Source organism: Billgrantia desiderata, assembly GCF_900108215.1.
GTDB classification, from domain to species: domain Bacteria; phylum Pseudomonadota; class Gammaproteobacteria; order Pseudomonadales; family Halomonadaceae; genus Halomonas; species Halomonas desiderata.
Genome location: NZ_FNVC01000025.1, coordinates 47,384 through 62,544, shown reverse-complemented (window position 1 = coordinate 62,544; position 15,161 = coordinate 47,384). Strand labels below are relative to the sequence as shown.

Annotated in this window: 16 protein-coding genes; 6 read left to right on the top strand and 10 right to left on the bottom strand. The window is 65.3% G+C overall.

What is annotated here, in order from left to right; translation table 11 throughout:
• Window positions 1–23: 23 nt before the first annotated feature.
• Window positions 24–1,844 (top strand): sodium-extruding oxaloacetate decarboxylase subunit alpha, encoded by a 1,821-nt coding sequence (gene oadA, locus C4S71_RS18585; protein WP_103970166.1) that lies wholly within the window; start codon window positions 24–26, stop codon window positions 1,842–1,844.
• An 11-nt stretch (window positions 1,845–1,855) separates the two neighbouring features.
• Entirely contained in the window at window positions 1,856–3,178 is a 1,323-nt protein-coding gene (locus C4S71_RS18580; protein WP_103970165.1) for a sodium ion-translocating decarboxylase subunit beta, read from the top strand.
• A 75-nt stretch (window positions 3,179–3,253) separates the two neighbouring features.
• On the opposite strand, the gene C4S71_RS18575 is transcribed toward C4S71_RS18580, so the two are convergent.
• The 4 genes from C4S71_RS18575 to C4S71_RS18560 all read right to left on the bottom strand — a co-directional run bounded on the left by C4S71_RS18575 (window position 3,254) and on the right by C4S71_RS18560 (window position 6,633).
• Window positions 3,254–3,595, bottom strand: a complete 342-nt coding sequence (locus C4S71_RS18575) for a 2Fe-2S iron-sulfur cluster-binding protein (RefSeq protein ID WP_103970164.1) — start codon at window positions 3,593–3,595, stop codon at window positions 3,254–3,256.
• Window positions 3,596–3,821: 226 nt separating this feature from the next.
• Complete coding sequence (locus C4S71_RS18570; RefSeq protein WP_103970163.1) at window positions 3,822–5,303, bottom strand: hypothetical protein; 1,482 nt, start codon at window positions 5,301–5,303, stop codon at window positions 3,822–3,824.
• Window positions 5,304–5,533: 230 nt separating this feature from the next.
• The gene (locus C4S71_RS18565; protein WP_086509271.1) at window positions 5,534–6,064 is read right to left on the bottom strand and encodes a chromate transporter; all 531 of its coding nucleotides are present in this window, start codon (window positions 6,062–6,064) and stop codon (window positions 5,534–5,536) included.
• Complete coding sequence (locus tag C4S71_RS18560; RefSeq protein WP_103970162.1) at window positions 6,061–6,633, bottom strand: chromate transporter; 573 nt, start codon at window positions 6,631–6,633, stop codon at window positions 6,061–6,063. Before C4S71_RS18560 ends, C4S71_RS18565 begins: the two co-directional genes overlap by 4 nt.
• Before the next feature lie 177 nt (window positions 6,634–6,810).
• Here C4S71_RS18560 and C4S71_RS18555 point away from each other — a divergent pair, with 177 nt between their 5' ends.
• From C4S71_RS18555 to C4S71_RS18540, 4 genes are all read left to right on the top strand, one after another.
• Window positions 6,811–7,467 (top strand): GntR family transcriptional regulator, encoded by a 657-nt coding sequence (locus C4S71_RS18555; protein WP_103970161.1) that lies wholly within the window; start codon window positions 6,811–6,813, stop codon window positions 7,465–7,467.
• Window positions 7,468–7,620: 153 nt separating this feature from the next.
• Complete coding sequence (locus C4S71_RS18550; protein ID WP_200825326.1) at window positions 7,621–8,442, top strand: creatininase family protein; 822 nt, start codon at window positions 7,621–7,623, stop codon at window positions 8,440–8,442.
• An 89-nt stretch (window positions 8,443–8,531) separates the two neighbouring features.
• On the top strand, window positions 8,532–8,834 hold the full coding sequence (locus C4S71_RS18545) for a hypothetical protein (RefSeq protein WP_086509268.1): 303 nt from the start codon (window positions 8,532–8,534) through the stop codon (window positions 8,832–8,834).
• A gap of 188 nt (window positions 8,835–9,022) precedes the next feature.
• Window positions 9,023–9,682, top strand: coding sequence for a GntR family transcriptional regulator (locus C4S71_RS18540; RefSeq protein WP_086509267.1), 660 nt, complete (start codon window positions 9,023–9,025; stop codon window positions 9,680–9,682).
• Window positions 9,683–9,755: 73 nt separating this feature from the next.
• On the opposite strand, the gene nadX is transcribed toward C4S71_RS18540, so the two are convergent.
• The 6 genes from nadX to C4S71_RS18510 all read right to left on the bottom strand — a co-directional run bounded on the left by nadX (window position 9,756) and on the right by C4S71_RS18510 (window position 14,912).
• On the bottom strand, window positions 9,756–10,577 hold the full coding sequence (gene nadX / locus C4S71_RS18535; protein WP_103970172.1) for an aspartate dehydrogenase: 822 nt from the start codon (window positions 10,575–10,577) through the stop codon (window positions 9,756–9,758).
• A gap of 8 nt (window positions 10,578–10,585) precedes the next feature.
• Complete coding sequence (locus C4S71_RS18530) at window positions 10,586–10,924, bottom strand: 2Fe-2S iron-sulfur cluster-binding protein (protein ID WP_103970160.1); 339 nt, start codon at window positions 10,922–10,924, stop codon at window positions 10,586–10,588.
• A gap of 30 nt (window positions 10,925–10,954) precedes the next feature.
• Window positions 10,955–11,971 (bottom strand): 2Fe-2S iron-sulfur cluster-binding protein, encoded by a 1,017-nt coding sequence (locus C4S71_RS18525; RefSeq protein WP_103970159.1) that lies wholly within the window; start codon window positions 11,969–11,971, stop codon window positions 10,955–10,957.
• 128 nt (window positions 11,972–12,099) lie between these two features.
• A complete protein-coding gene (locus tag C4S71_RS18520) occupies window positions 12,100–12,579 on the bottom strand; it encodes a GlcG/HbpS family heme-binding protein (RefSeq protein ID WP_086509264.1) in 480 nt (159 codons plus the stop codon).
• 41 nt (window positions 12,580–12,620) lie between these two features.
• Entirely contained in the window at window positions 12,621–14,075 is a 1,455-nt protein-coding gene (locus C4S71_RS18515) for an aldehyde dehydrogenase family protein (RefSeq protein WP_200825325.1), read from the bottom strand.
• Window positions 14,076–14,180: 105 nt separating this feature from the next.
• On the bottom strand, window positions 14,181–14,912 hold the full coding sequence (locus C4S71_RS18510; RefSeq protein ID WP_086509262.1) for an iron-containing redox enzyme family protein: 732 nt from the start codon (window positions 14,910–14,912) through the stop codon (window positions 14,181–14,183).
• Between the last annotated feature and the right edge of the window lie 249 nt (window positions 14,913–15,161).

Sequence of the window (15,161 nt, the reverse complement as noted above, 5' to 3'; positions counted from 1 at the left end):
CACGTCATTCAAGGGTCATTGTCATGAGCGAGACCAATCGCCCGCTGGGCATCACCGACGTCGTCCTGCGCGACGCCCACCAGTCGCTGTTTGCCACCCGCATGCGGCTCGACGACATGCTGCCCATCGCCGAGAAGCTCGACCGGGTCGGCTTCTGGTCGCTGGAGTCCTGGGGCGGTGCTACCTTCGACGCCTGTATCCGCTACCTCGGCGAGGATCCGTGGGAGCGGATACGGGCGTTGAAGGAGGCCATGCCCAACACGCCCCAGCAGATGCTGCTGCGCGGCCAGAACCTGCTCGGCTACCGCCACTACGCCGACGACGTGGTCGACCGCTTCGTCGAGCGGGCCAAGACCAACGGCGTCGATGTGTTCCGCGTGTTCGATGCCATGAACGACCCGCGCAACCTGGAGCGGGCCATCAAGGCCGTGCGCAAGGTGGGCGGCCACGCTCAGGGCACCATCTCCTATACCGTGAGCCCGGTGCACACCCTCGACAGCTGGGTCGAACTGGCCGAGACCATTGCCGACATGGGCGCCGACTCGCTGGCGATCAAGGACATGGCCGGCCTGCTGGCACCCTACGACGCCTATGAGCTGGTCACGCGGCTGAAGAAGGCACTGTCGATTCCGATTCACATGCAGTGTCACGCCACCACCGGGATGTCCACCGCCGCCATCCTCAAGGCGGTGGAGGCCGGTATCGACAACGTCGACACGGCCATCTCCTCGATGTCGATGACCTACGGCCACAGCCCCACCGAGTCGGTGGTGGCGATCCTCAAGGGCACCGAGCGCGACACCAACCTCGACCTCGAGCTGCTCGAGGACATTGCCGGCTATTTCCGTGAGGTGCGCAAGAAGTACGCCGCCTTCGAGGGCTCGCTCAGGGGCATCGACTCGCGCATTCTGGTGGCCCAGGTGCCCGGCGGCATGCTCACCAACATGGAGAGCCAGCTCAAGGAGCAGGGCGCCGGCGACAAGCTCGACGACGTGCTGGCCGAGATCCCCCGCGTGCGCGAGGACCTGGGCTTCATCCCGCTGGTGACCCCCACCTCGCAGATCGTCGGCACCCAGGCGGTGATGAACGTGATGATGGGCGAGCGCTACAAGTCGATCTCCAAGGAGGTCCAGGCGCTGCTCAAGGGCGAATACGGCGCCGCTCCGGCCCCCTTCAACAAGGAGCTGCAGAGCCGCGTGCTGGAGGGTGGCGAGCCGATCACCTGCCGTCCCGCCGACCTGCTCGAAGCCGAAATGGACCGGCTTGCTGCCGAACTGAAGGAGAAGGCCAAGGCAGAGGGTATCCGCCTGGCCGAAGGCGAGCGCGAGATCGACGACGTGCTGACCTACGCGCTGTTCCCGCAGATCGGCCTGAAGTTCCTCAAGAATCGCGACAACCCCGATGCCTTCGAGCCGGCCCCCCAGGCGCCGGGCCAGGAGGCCAGCCTGCCGGTGGCCGCCCCGCAGGGTGAGGGCAAGCTGCCGGCGACGCGTGCGGCGGCGCCCGCCGGCCCCGAGACCTACACGGTCAAGGTGAACGGCAAGCAGTACGTGGTGGAGGTGGCCGAGGGTGGCGAGATCGGCGCGGTGCAGGAGCAGGCCCAGCCACAGGCTGCCGCGCCGGCAGCGTCGAGCGGTGCGACCATCACCGCCCCGCTGGCCGGCAACATCTTCAAGGTCAACGTGCGCCCCGGCGACAGCGTGCAGGAAGGCGATGTGGTGATCATCCTCGAGGCAATGAAGATGGAAACCGAAGTGCGGGCCGCCAGCAGCGGTACCGTATCCGAGGTCAAGGTCGGTGAGGGCGACAGCGTCGCCGTCGGCGACACGCTGATCGTGCTCTAAGGGGCGCTGCCATGGAAAAGCTGTTGACCCTGTGGGAGGGCTCCGGCCTCTACAACCTGACGTTCGGCCAGGCGGTCATGATCCTGGTGGGCCTGGTGCTGCTCTACCTGGCCATTGCCAAGAAGTTCGAGCCGCTGCTGCTGGTGCCGATCGGCTTCGGCGGCATACTCGCCAACATTCCCGAGGCGGGCCTGGCGATCTCGGCGCTGGACCAGGCCATTGAAGTGGCGCGCCCGGCGGTGCTGCAGCAGATGGCGGCGGCGCTCGGTGCGACGCTCGATCCGCTGGCCGGCGAGGAGGCATGGCGCGCCACGCTCAAGGCATTGGTCGACAACGGTGCCGCACCGGATCAGATCCGTGCCGCCCGCGACATCGCGGTGAACGTCGGCTACGGCGACGGGCTGCTCTACGTCTTCTACTCCCTGGCCGTAGCCTCGGGCATCGCGCCGCTGCTGATCTTCATGGGCGTGGGCGCAATGACCGACTTCGGCCCGCTGCTGGCCAATCCGCGCACCCTGTTCCTGGGGGCGGCGGCGCAGTTCGGCATCTTCGCCACCCTGTTCGGCGCGGTGGGCATGTCGGCGCTGGGCTGGATGGACTTCTCCATCGAGCAGGCGGCGGCCATCGGCATCATCGGCGGCGCCGACGGGCCGACCTCGATCTACGTATCGAGCGTGCTGGCGCCGGAGCTGCTGGGTGCCATCGCCGTGGCGGCCTACGCCTACATGGCACTGGTGCCGATGCTGCAGCCGCCGATCATGAAGCTGCTGACCACGCGCAAGGAGCGGGCGATCGCCATGACCCAGCTGCGGCCGGTCTCCAAGCTGGAGAAGATCGCCTTTCCCCTGCTGCTGCTGTTGCTGGTGGCGCTGTTCCTGCCCGATGCCGCACCGCTGCTGGGCATGTTCTGCTTCGGCAACCTGATGCGCGAGTGCGGCGTGGTGGAGCGACTGACCGATACCGCGCAGAACGCCCTGATCAACATCGTCACCATCGTGCTGGGGCTGGCCGTGGGCTCGCGGCTGATGGCCGAGAGCTTCCTCGCGCTGGAGACGCTGGGCATCATGGCGCTGGGCATGGTGGCCTTCGCCATCGGCACCGCGGCAGGGGTGCTCATGGCCAAGCTGATGAATCTGGTGAGCCGCATGCCGATCAACCCGCTGATCGGTGCCGCCGGGGTGTCGGCGGTGCCGATGGCGGCGCGGGTCGCCAACAAGGTGGGGCTCGAGTCCAATCCGCACAACTTCCTGCTCATGCACGCCATGGGCCCCAACGTGGCCGGCGTCATCGGCTCGGCGGTGGCCGCCGGGGTGATGATAAAGTACCTGGGCTGAGCACGGCCTGAAGACGAAGCGCCCAGCGGTCGAAAGCCGCTGGGCGCTTCGGTTCGTCTGGCTCGCCGCCACCGCTCATGAGGCCGTGACGCCACCGGCTCGGCTCGGCTGGCTGCTGCCGGCCGCACTCTCCTGAGCCAGCTCGAGATCCTCTTCCACCCACAGCTGGCAGGCGAGCCGGTAGCCCTGTTCCAGGCGCTCTCCCAGCATCTTCTTCTCCTTCCAGTTGGGCTCGGGCAATGCTTCGCCCCCCTTGAGCACCTTGCACATGCACTTGGCACACTTGCCCATGCCGCAGCCGTAGCTCAGGTGGGGATAGGGGAACTGGCGAATGCCGGCGCGCACCACCAGGTTGGTGTTGGGCTGGACTTCGCCTTCGAAGACCTCGCCGTTCTTGTGGATCGTGATCAGGGGCATGAGGGTCACCTAGTCGTTATCGTCAGATGGCGCATCGCGCTGTCATGTCGCTCTGGCGTAACGCGCGATGCGTGTCGTCTGCATTGCCTTATGGCATATGGTATACCATGTGCCAGTTGTCGGATTTCGTCAACCCTACCTTGCGCTATTTTTTGCTGCTCAAAAAACTCACCCGGCGTCGCGGACGCCGGGTGAGATGGCTACTGCCTGGACGGGCTCTCGGTTGCTATATCAACAGGAACACGGCGAGCAGCGAGGCCACGACGATACCGGAGATGACCGGAACGAAGTTGCGCCGCACCAGCGCCGATGGGCTGACCCCGGCAATGCCGGCATCGGCCGCCACGCCGAAGGCCCAGGCCGCCAGCGTGCCGCCGCCGGCGAAGATCGCCGCCACCTGGCCGAGTGCCGCCAGGACGTGGATGTCGACGTTGGCCGCGGTGCCCAGGGCGCCGGACAGCGAACCCACCAGCGGCAGGCCGGAGAAGCCCGAGCCGTCCATGCCGGAGAGCAGACCGATGAAGGCCATGCCGAAGGTCAGCAGGAAGACGTTGCCGTCGATGTAGTGGCCGATGTTGTGACCGATGTCGAACAGGTAGCCGGTCGCGCTGGCGCCGATCACCTCGGCGGAGTGCGCGGGATGGCCGAGGAAGAAGAAGCCGGCAATCGGAATGATCGGCGCGAAGATCTTGATGGCGAAGAAGAACCCTTCGCGGGTGTAGGTGCTGATGCCGTCCAGCGCATGATGACCGTGGGCAGCGAACGAAGAGAGCACCAGCAACACCGTGGCGGTACCGCCCAGCAGTGCCGTGGCACCGCCGCCACGAATCGCCTGGTCGGGCATGAACAGGGCGCGGTAGATCATCAGCCCGGCAATGCCCAGCAGGATGACCGGAACGGCGATGGCGAAGAGCCGGGCATAGGGGCCGGCCTCGGGCTCCTCCTGTTCCTTGACGGTATTGGTCTGCACGGCGGCAGCGCCGGCCGAGCGGGGTGAGAACACCTCGTCGCCCTTGGGCGCCTCGAGCACACCGGACCGCATGTCGCGACGCAGGGCGAGACAGGCCATGGTGATGGCCACGCCTCCCACGACCAGGGAGAACAGCAGGGTGTAGGGCACCAGCGTGGTGGTGTCGATGCCGGCGGCGCCGGCGGTCAGACGGCTCGCGCCCTGGATCACCGGGTCGGCCGACAGGGCCATGCCATGCCCGAACAGGTTGACCGCCATGGCGGCGCCGATGGCCGGCAAGCCGACCTGCATGGCAACCGGGATCAGCACGGTACCGACCAGCGCCACGGCCGGGGTCGGCCAGAAGAAGGCGGCGGCAATGTACATGGTGATGCCGAGGACGAAGAAGGCCGTCCAGGGGCCCACCATCAGCTTCTTCATCGGCGCCACCATCAGACGGTCCGCTCCCTGATGCTGCAGCGACTTGAGCATGGCCACCATCAGGGCGATGACCAGCATGATGTCGAACAGCTCGGTGCCGGCATTGAGCAGCGCCCTGAAGACCACCTGAACGGCGAAGATCAACTGGTTGAGGCCGCCGTCGTGAGGTGCCTCGGCCAGCAGACCGAGCATGAAGATACCGGCAATGGAAGGGATGATGACGCCCTTGCGAAAGCCGATGGAAACGAAGATCGCCAGGATCACCAGCAGGAAGACCCAGTGCGAGGCGGTGAGTTGTATTTGCTCGAGTTGTTCCATTTTGCACCTGTCGTGTCGTCAGACTTGGCGATGGCGGCTCCGCTAGCGTCGAGAGGCCCATCGTCTACTTGTATTTGTCGGTTCTTGCACAGTCACGGTTGCGGCTGGTTTGCATGTCACGAAAGCGGTGCTGACGTCTTTCGCACATGGGGCCGCTCAGCTCGGGGGTCGTCGCATCGTTTTCTCCTGTCTTCGAGTATGGCTATCCGTGATGAATCCATGGCCGGGGTCTAGCCCAGCAGCAAGCCTCCATAGGCCAGCGCGCCCACCACCACCAGGGCGGGATGCGCCTTGAAGCGGAACAGCGCGATGGCTGCTACCGCTGCAATGATCGAGGTATGGACGAGCCCGGCACCGGTCATGCCTTCACTGAAGAAGCTCAGCACCATGCCGGCCATCATGATGGCGATGACGGGACGCACCCACTGGCTCATGCGCTTGACCCGCGGTGAGTCGCGGTAGCGATAGAGCAGTCCCAGAGCGCCCAGCATCAGCAGCAGGGTGGGCACCACCGTCGCCAGCACGGCGACGACGGCACCGCCGGCACCGGCCACTTCATAGCCCACGTAGCCCGCCATCTTGGTAGCGATCGGGCTCGGCAGAGCGTTACCCAACCCCAGAACCTCGGCGAACTCCTGGGCGTTCATCCAGCCGTAGCGGCCTACCACTTCCGCTTCGATCAGCGGGATGATGGCGGGGCCGCCGCCATAGCCGACGATGTTGGGAATGAAGAAGGCCAGAAAGAGCTGTACGTAGATCATTGCGCCGCCTCCTCGACCGACTTGCGCTTCGTGAGGGGCGGCAACATGGCGGCAACCAGCAGGGCGCCGATCACCAGGCCGGGATGGACGCCCAGCCAATAGATCAATACGCCGGCCACGGCGGCCATGACCAGGCTGACGGCCCAGCCCAGCGCCAGGCGCGACTTGTTCAGGAAGTCCCAGGCAAGCTGGCCCATCATCACCATCACCACCGGCACCATTCCCTGGCTCATGCCGTGGATCCAGGCCACGTCACGATGACGGCTGAACAGGCCGAGCAGCAGGATCATGGCCACGATCATCGGCAGGATCACCGCAAGGACGGCATTGATGCAGCCGACCGTGCCGCCGACTCGGAAGCCGATGTAACCCGGCATCTTGGTGGCGATGGGGCCCGGCAAGGTATTGGCGATGGCCAGCACGTCGGCAAACTCCTCGTCCTTCATCCAGGCGTGGCGCTTGACGACCTCTTGGTGTACCAAAGGGATCATCGAAGGGCCGCCGCCGAAGCCCAGCAGGCCGATTCGAAGGAAGGAGAAGAACAGCTTTCCTTGTTGCGATGCCGTCATGTCTGCGAAAATCCTTATGAAAGCCAAAGGGAATTTTTCAGATAAATCATGCGATTAGATGGCACATGGTTGTATTTTTCCTGGAAATAATCGATTATTTGACCTAGATTAGATTGCAGCTTGTCAGTTCGTCAAGATAGGTATACCAAATTCCAAAAAAATGAAGGGAGCCACGCCATGACCGAAACCCTCAAGCAGGGCAGTGCCACCGCCGCGAGCAGGATCTACGAGACGCTGCGTCAGGATCTGCTCAGCGGTCGCTACCGCGCGGGCGAACGCCTGTCGATCACGCTGCTACGGGAGACCTATGACGTGGGGCTGAGCCCGCTGCGTGAGGCGCTGAACCGGCTGGCCGCCTATGGTCTTCTGCGCCAGGAGAACCAGCGCGGCTTCCGGGTATTGGAGCTTACCCGGGAGGAGCTGACCGATATCACCGAAATGCGTCGCCAACTGGAGGGCATGGCGCTCGAGCTGGCCATACGCCATGGCGACGAGGAGTGGGAATCCCAGCTGCTGGCGGCCAATCATCGCCTGGCCCGGGCCGGCGAGCACACCCCGGTGGGGGAGTGGGAGCACCTGCATTCGCGTTTCCACAATGCCCTGGTGGCGCCTTGCGGTTCGGCCTGGCTGCTGCGCTTCATCTCCCAGCTGCACGACCAGTTCGACCGCTATCGGAGGGTGGCGCCGCGCGCCGAGGAGCTGCGTCATCAGCTCGACTCCCAGCACCAGGAGCTGGTCGACCTGGCACTGGCGCGGGATGCCCGTCGGGCCCGGGCGCTGATCGAGGAGCACATCACGCTTTCCAGCGAGGTGGCCATGCGCAGCTGCCGCTAGATCGAAAGAGGGTGCTCAAAGGCTTTGCATGAATCGCGGGATTCGACTAGTGTTGGCATATGGTATACCAAGTGTCTGGTGACACTCTTACCCTTATGACAACAGGCTGCCTGCCGTCGAGGCTCCATCGCGCAGGCACCGAAGGAGAGCGGGATGGAAAGTCGGATGGCAGGCCAGATGAAAAGCTACGTGCTGACGGAAATGACCTGGCCTGAGGTCGAAGAGGCGCTCAAGAGCGTCAAGATGGCCATCGTGCCGGTCGGGGCTCACGAGCAGCACGGGCCGCACATGAACGAGAGCTGCGATGCGGTGTTGGCCACCGAGATGGCCAAGCGGCTTGCCGCGGTGCTGTATCCGCAGGTTCTCGTCACGCCCACCGTGAACATGGGCGTTTCCCCCCACCACCTGAACTTCCCCGGCACCATCAGTCTGCGCCCGGAAACCCTGCTGGCCGTACTGCGCGACATGGTCGTCTCGCTCAAGCGCCACGGCATCGACAAGGTGCTGTTCCTCAACAGCCACGGTGGCAACCAGGGCACCCTGGGCCTGGCCTGCGCCAGCTTCGCCCAGGAGCTGGAGGTCGACTGCTATTACGCCAAGACCACGGCTTCCGCCAAGCAGGCCATGAAGGCGCACATCGGCTCGACGCTGTTCGGACACAGCTGCGAGCGCGAGGTTTCCGAGGCGTACTACCTCGCCCCGCACCTGGTGCGTCCCGAGCGCCTGGAGAAGGGCGATATCGTGCATGGTGGGCGCTGGGAGCGGATGCGTCCGGGCAACCCCATCCAGGGCTTCTACCGCTACGAGGAGATGACCCGCAACGGCTGCATCGGCGATGCCACCCAGGCCAGCCTCGAGATCGGCAAGGCCATCGTCGAGGAGGCCCTGGCAGAGCTGTCGGCGGCCCTGCGGCCGCTGCTGGAGGAGCCGGCCGGCGCGCAGCCGGCACGGGGCGAGAGGGAGCTTGCCACCTGAGGCCTGCTCGTTGCAGGACGACCACAGGCACTGCGCCATACCAAGCGCAAGACATGACAAGCACAAGACCACGAGAGAGGGCACCCGACATGTACATCATCCTGACGAGCAAGCTGGGCGAATACGATGCCAGGCCCGGGCAGGGCATTTCCCCCGTCGAGGCCTACGAGTACTTCTTCTACGGCAAGAAGAAGGCCGACTTCACCATCGCCGAGGTCGACGGCGACCAGGGCCGTGTCAGCATCGTCGAAGCCGGCGAAGGGGGCACGACCAACAGCGTGCCGCTGAAATTCTTCGAGCGCTTCGACACCGTCGAGGCGGCCCGTGCCGAGCTCGAGCAGCTGGTGACCTTCGGCAGCATCGATGCGCGGCTGGAAAGGGTGGCGCTTTAAGGCGAGCACGACACCAGTTCCCAGCCCAGCCATGACAGGCCATGCTGAATGCCCGTACCGCTTGGTGCGGGCGTTCGGCATGGCCTCTGTTCCTGGCCCCTCGTGCACCAGATACCGTTGCGCTGTCCAGATATGGTAAAATGTGCCTTTCGCCACCCCCGTTCCAAGACAGCCGAAGGTAGCCAATGATGGCCGAGACCTGGACCCAGGAAGACCTTTCCCCGATCCGAGACAAGGTGTACGCCTACCTCAAGGACGCCATTCTGCGTGGCGAGTACAAGGCGGGGGATCGGCTGGTCGAGCGGGTGCTGGCGGAAAAGCTCAACATCAGCCGCACCCCCATTCGTGAGGCGCTGTTTCGCCTCGAGACCCAGCGCTTCGTGCGCACGGTGCCGCGCAAGGGGGTAGTGGTCAACGAGATCACCCAGTCCGAGATCCTCGAAGTCTTCATGATCCTGGCATCGCTGGAGTCGCTGGCGGCACGCCTGGCCGCCCAGAAGGTCAACGAGGCCATCGTCGCCGAGATCGATCAGCTCATGGCCGAGATCGAGGAGGCCTTGAACAACGGCGGCGGCGACGAGGTGGAGCTCAACGTCAAGTACAACGAGCTGATCGGGCGTGCCTCCGGCAATCCCAAGCTTCATGAGATGCTGGTCGACCTCAAGGATTACGTGCGCGCCTTCTCCAATCTGAGCAGCGCCCTGCCGGGGCGTACCAAGGAGGCGCTGCGCGAGCACCAGGACGTGCTGAGCGCGATTCGCAGCGGCGAAGAGGATCTGGCCGAGAGCTTCACCCGCATCCACCTCGAGAAGTCGCGCAAGGCCTACATGAGCCACTCCCAGGTTTGAGCAGGCCAGCAAGATTGCAACGTGAACCGGGCGCCCTCGAGCGCCCGGTTTCGTTCGTAGGGGGCTGGCGTGCCTAGCCGATGACCAGCGGCGAGGAGAGGTTCTTCAGCGCCCGGGCGACGCTCATGGCGACGATGTAGCCGGTCTTGGGGTTGCTGGGTGAAGGGGTATTGCGCACCTCGATGCGCACCTCGCCGAACAGCCCCTTGGCCGATACCTCATGTACGTTCTTGTCGATGGTGGGGTCGACCAGTACGCGAACCTGGGTCGCCTCGAAGCCCACGCCTGCCAGGCTCAGCGCTGCCGAGACGTTGACGCTCTCGGGGAACACGCGGGACGATTCGCGGGCATTGCCCTCGAAGATCACTGTCGGCTGAGTGATCGCATCGAGGCTCACCACCTCTTCGGCGAAGGTGCCGCGCCACGCCTTGATCGGCTTGCGGGTGGTCAGGGTGACCCGCTCCAGCGGCCCCTGGGCGGCGGCGGCGATGCGGTCGAGGCCGGCGATGGCCGCCGAAGGCACCAGTACCCGCTGGCCATGCCGCTCGGCGCTGGCCATGACCCGATCGAACAGCGCCTGGTCGCAGAAGGCACCCACCGAGACCACCATGAAATCGCAGCCGTGGGCGAGCGAGGTCTCGGCGTAGCGGATCACGGCATCGTGGCCTGCCGTCTCGACCACCACGTCGAGGGGGCAGGCGAAGAAGGCCTCCTGGCTGTCGGTGAACACGACGTCGTCCAGGGCAACGTCGGCATACCTGGCCACGTCACGCACCAGCACGGCGGCAAGGCGGCTGTTGCCCGCCTGGCCGCCGAGGATGGCCTCGGCGACGTCCCTGCCGGCGGTGCCGTAGCCGATGAGGCCGACCCGTGGCGTATTCTCGCTGCTGGTCATGGCGCCGCTCATGCCTCCGCCTTGGATTGGACCTGCCGTGCGCCGGCGGCGCCGCCCTTGGGTGTTTCCTCCCAGGAGACCTTGACGTCGCCCTTGAGGAAGGTCTGGCAGGCCAGACGATAGCCCTGCTCGAGCTCCTCGGCCGAGAGCAGCTTCTCCTCCTTCTTCTTCACCGCGTCGGTGTTCTCGCGGCCCTCCTCGACCAGGCACTTGCAGGTGCCGCACAGGCCGCCGCCGCACTTGAACGGAATGCCGCCCTTCTCGCGCAGCGAGATGCGCAGCAGGTTGGAGTCCTCGGGAGCGCTGACGACCTTGCCGTCGTTGGTGATGAAAGTGATATCCGGCATGTCGATTACCTCGCTAGATCCGGTGATGCGTCAGGCGACGCTGCCTTCGAGCTCATGGGTGAAGTTGAAGCTGTCGGCGTAGATGCGCTCGACGTCGAGACCGCGCTGGGCAAAGCTCGTCTTGGCGGCGGCGATCATCGGCGGCGGGCCGCACAGGTAGGCATCGAAGGGGCTCAGGTCGTCGAAGTCCTGGCACACGGCCTCGTGCACGAAACCGCGGCGGCCGCCCCACTCGGGATCGGGCTCCGAGAGCACCGGCACGTAGCGGAAGTCGGGCAGCGTTCTGGCCCAGTGGTTGAGCTGCTCGTCGAGATAGAGATCCTCGGCGCGACGCACGCCCCAGTAGAGCGTGATGCCCGGCCGGCCCGGTTCATCCAGCAGCGACTCGATGATGCTCTTGAGTGGCGCCAACCCGGTGCCGCCGCCTACCATCAGCAGGTCGCGGGGGCTCTCGGCGTCATGGCGGAAGTTGCCCAGCGGCAGCTCCACGTCGAGGGTGTCGCCGGGCCGATAGTGGGTTTCCAGACGGCCGGTGAAGTGACCGCCGGGCACGCGACGGATGTGAAAGTCGAACAGTTCGCCGCGGTGGGGCGAGGCCATCGAGAAGCTGCGCGGGCTGCCGTCGTCCAGCATCACGTTGAGGTACTGGCCGGGATGGAAGACCACCTCGCTGGCGCTGGGAATGCGCAGCACCAGGTGCGTCACGTCATGGCTCAACTTCTCCAGCCGCTCGATGGTGGCGACGTGGAAATCGGCCGGGATGTGGCCCGCCGGCAGCAGCTTGGCGCTGATGGTCAGGTCGCTCTGGGCGCATGCCTGGCAGGCCAGGGCGTAGCCCGCCTCGGCCTCCTCTTCGGTCAGGCCGAAGGGGAACTCGTCATACTCGACGCTGCCCTCCATCAGCTTGACGCGGCAGGCGCCGCAGCCGCCGAAGCGGCAGTCATGAGCCAGCGGGAAACCGGCTCGCTCGGCGGCCTCGAGCAGGGGCTCACCCGGCTGGGCCTCGAAGCTTTCTGCAGTGTCGGAGAGGGTAATACGGTAGCTCATGGCAACCTCCTCGAGCGCACCCGTCTGGTCAGGGCCTGGTTGTCGTCGCCGCTGGCGGCGCTTGCGATTCGTCGGGACCGTCGGCAAGGGCAGTCGCCGCTTGCCGACGCAACCTCATTGGGCCGGGCTCATTTCTTGATGTCGGCCTCGACCACGACTTCGTGGCCGGCTTCGCGCAGGTGGTCCTGCAGCGCCTGCAGCGCGGCCAGGCCGGCCTGGGTGTCCTGCTCGCCGTTGCCGCCGCTCAGGCCCACGCCGCCGATCACCTCGCCATCGACCACGATGGGGAAGCCGCCGACGAACACGGCAAACTTGCCCTCGAAGCTCCACTGAATGCCGAAGGCCTCGTTGCCGGGCAGGGCGGGGCCGTTGGGGGCGGTATTGAAGAGGTGGGTGGAACGCTTGTGGCCGGCAGCGGTGAAGGCCTTGTTCCAGGCGATCTGCGGGCCGGTGACGCGAGCGCCGTTCATGCGCTCCAGCGCCAGCGGGTAGCCGCCGTCATCCACCACGCAGATGGTTTCCAGCACGCCGATCTCCTCGGAGCGCTTCTTGGCGGCCTCCACCATCAGCTTGGCTTCTTCCAGTTCCAGTCGGAATACCTGTTTCATGAGTCACCTATTCGTCAGGGTTGTCGTTGTGTGTGCCGCGCTCAGCGGCCGAGATAGACGGTCTTGGTCTGGGTGAAGAAGTCCAGCCCGGCGCGTCCCGACTCGCGGAAGGTCGAGGTGCTCGACTGCTTCAGCCCGCCGAAGGGGGCATTGACCAGGTTGCCGGTGGTGGTGCGGTTGATCTTCACCGTGCCGGCCTGGATATCGAGCGGGAAGCGCTGGATGTAATCGAAGTTCTTCGTCACCAGGCCGGCGGCCAGGCCGTAGGGCGTGTCGTTGGCCTTGGCGATGGCATCCTCGTAGCCGTCGACCTCGATCACCGCGACCACCGGGCCGAAGATCTCCTCGCGGGCGATGCGCATCTCCTGGGTCACGTCGCTGAAGATGGCCGGCGTGACGTAGAAGCCCTTGGCGTAGTCGCCCTCGGTGAGGTGTTCGCCACCGTAAACGTGGGTCGCTTCCTTCCTGCCCGTCTCGACGTAGCCGAGCACGGTATCGAGCTGCTGACGGGTCGCCAGCGGGCCGATCTGGATACCCTCGCTCATGCCATTGCCGATCTTCAGGGTCTTGACCTGCTCCACCAGTCGCGTGAGGTACTCCTGCTTGCGGCTGCGGGCGATCAGCACCCGGCTGGTGCCGGTGCAGGCCTGGCCGGTGAGCGAGAAGCCGCCCTTCACGGTCAGGTCCACGGCGGTGTCGATGTCGGCATCTTCCAGCACGATCAGCGGGTTCTTGCCGCCGAGCTCCATCTGGGTGCGGGTGGCCATGGCCGCGGCGCGGTGAATGCGCTCGCCGGCGGCGGTGGAGCCGGTGAAGGAGATCGCCTTGACCACGGGATTGGCGGTGATCTCCTCGCCGATGGCCGAGGCGGCGCCGGTGATGAAGTTGAACACGCCCGCCGGCACGCCGGCGTGATGCAGGGCTTCGGCCAGGCGATAGCCGATCAGCGGGGCGTCGGACGAGGGCTTGAACACCACGGTGTTGCCGGTGATCAGAGCCGGGGCGATCTTGCGCGCCGGAATCGAGATCGGGAAGTTCCACGGCGTGATGATGGTGGCCACGCCCAGCGGCTCACGCTGGGTATAGACCGTCATCTTGGCGTCGTCCTGGGGGAAGGTCTCGCCGGTGATGGTCTGGCCTTCCACCGCGTAGAAGCGCAGGGTCTGGGCCGAGCGGGTCACCTCGTCGCGGCTGTTGGCCAGCAGCTTGCCCTCTTCGCGGGTCAGCTCGCGGGCGAACTGCTCAACGTTCTCCATCAGATAGTCGGCGGCGCGGTTGAGAATCTTGGCGCGCTGCGAGATGGGCGTCTCGCGCCAGGCCGTGAATGCCCGGTCGGCAGCGGCGATGGCCCGGCGCGCATCGTCGACGCCGGAAGCCTGAAATAGCCCGAGCAGGTCGTCCTGGTCGGCAGGGTTGCGGTTCTCGAAGGTTGCCCCCGAGCCGCTCGCGACCCACTGGCCGTCGATATAGTTGAGAAACTGGGTTGCGTTATCCAAGACGCTTACCTCTTTGTCGTCACTGGCTGTCACCATTGCGCGTTGGCAGCCAGCTGCCGGCACCGAGGCCGGCAGATGGCTGGCGCATCCGAAGGGGCGGGGCTATCAGGCCGCCATGTCGAGTTCGGTGATGGGCAGATCGTCGGCGACGTAGTCGTAGTACAGCGCGGTGGTGTAGAGCAGACGCATCTGGGCGCCGATCTCGCAGATCTTCAGGCAGCGCTGCTGCAGCTCGACGGTATCGGCGTGCTCCAGCACGATCTGGTAGCCGCGCTCGCCGTGGATCTCGTCGGAGACGATGTGCAGATCGAAGAACTCGACCTCCTCGTCGGTGAAGCCGTACTTCTCGCGCAGGGTCGGGGTCTGCCTGCGGTAGATCGAGGGCACCTGGGATTCCAGGCCGACCACCAGCGCCGCCACTGCCACCACCGGGTGCTCGCGCATGGCCACGGCATAGCACCAGCTCTGCAGGCCGCGAGTGGTGGGCGACATGTTGTCGGGGTTCTCGACGCGCTCGCGGGTGGTGCCGCAGGCCTCGGCGAAGCGAATCAGCAGGTCGGTATGACGATCGCCGCCGAGCTCTTCCTCATACATGTTCTGCAGCAGGAAGTCCTTGGCCTCGGTGTAGGTTTCCGGGGTGTTGGCATAGATGTACGCCAGGTAGTCGGCGAACGGACCCACGTAGTGGTAGTGGTTCTCGGCCCAGCGGGCGAGGTGATCGCGGGACAGCTTGCCGCTGGCCCAGGCCACGCTGAACGGTGCCTTGTTGGCGCTCTTGCCCTTGATGGCTTCTTCCAGAGCGGTGCGGAATTCGTCGCGATTCATCAACTGTGCCATGGGGAGGACTCCTGGTGGTTACCCGTGCGCCGCCTGTTGCGGCAGGCCGCGCTCTTGTTGTTTGGCGTCATGTGTTGTTTGGCGTCATGGTCCGGTCGTGGCCGGTTCTTTCGAAATGGCTCTTGGTATACCAAAAGCCATGAATGCAGCCTAGATTGCCACCGCTCTCCCTGTCAAGGCTTTTTCTGACCTGGGTCAATTTTTCCCCTTTGGGCGGATTCTTCTCTCGATAAAGTGCTGGGTTTTACT

Coding starts and splice junctions, on each gene's coding strand:
- C4S71_RS18525 (WP_103970159.1), bottom strand. CDS start 11,971: ATGAGCTACCGTATTACCCTCTCCGACACTGCAGAAAGCTTCGAGGCC.
- C4S71_RS18570 (WP_103970163.1), bottom strand. CDS start 5,303: ATGGAACAACTCGAGCAAATACAACTCACCGCCTCGCACTGGGTCTTC.
- C4S71_RS18520 (WP_086509264.1), bottom strand. CDS start 12,579: ATGAAACAGGTATTCCGACTGGAACTGGAAGAAGCCAAGCTGATGGTG.
- C4S71_RS18565 (WP_086509271.1), bottom strand. CDS start 6,064: ATGATCTACGTACAGCTCTTTCTGGCCTTCTTCATTCCCAACATCGTC.
- nadX (WP_103970172.1), bottom strand. CDS start 10,577: ATGACCAGCAGCGAGAATACGCCACGGGTCGGCCTCATCGGCTACGGC.
- C4S71_RS18555 (WP_103970161.1), top strand. CDS start 6,811: ATGACCGAAACCCTCAAGCAGGGCAGTGCCACCGCCGCGAGCAGGATC.
- C4S71_RS18545 (WP_086509268.1), top strand. CDS start 8,532: ATGTACATCATCCTGACGAGCAAGCTGGGCGAATACGATGCCAGGCCC.
- C4S71_RS18550 (WP_200825326.1), top strand. CDS start 7,621: ATGGAAAGTCGGATGGCAGGCCAGATGAAAAGCTACGTGCTGACGGAA.
- C4S71_RS18540 (WP_086509267.1), top strand. CDS start 9,023: ATGGCCGAGACCTGGACCCAGGAAGACCTTTCCCCGATCCGAGACAAG.
- C4S71_RS18560 (WP_103970162.1), bottom strand. CDS start 6,633: ATGACGGCATCGCAACAAGGAAAGCTGTTCTTCTCCTTCCTTCGAATC.
- C4S71_RS18510 (WP_086509262.1), bottom strand. CDS start 14,912: ATGGCACAGTTGATGAATCGCGACGAATTCCGCACCGCTCTGGAAGAA.
- C4S71_RS18580 (WP_103970165.1), top strand. CDS start 1,856: ATGGAAAAGCTGTTGACCCTGTGGGAGGGCTCCGGCCTCTACAACCTG.
- oadA (WP_103970166.1), top strand. CDS start 24: ATGAGCGAGACCAATCGCCCGCTGGGCATCACCGACGTCGTCCTGCGC.
- C4S71_RS18575 (WP_103970164.1), bottom strand. CDS start 3,595: ATGCCCCTGATCACGATCCACAAGAACGGCGAGGTCTTCGAAGGCGAA.
- C4S71_RS18530 (WP_103970160.1), bottom strand. CDS start 10,924: ATGCCGGATATCACTTTCATCACCAACGACGGCAAGGTCGTCAGCGCT.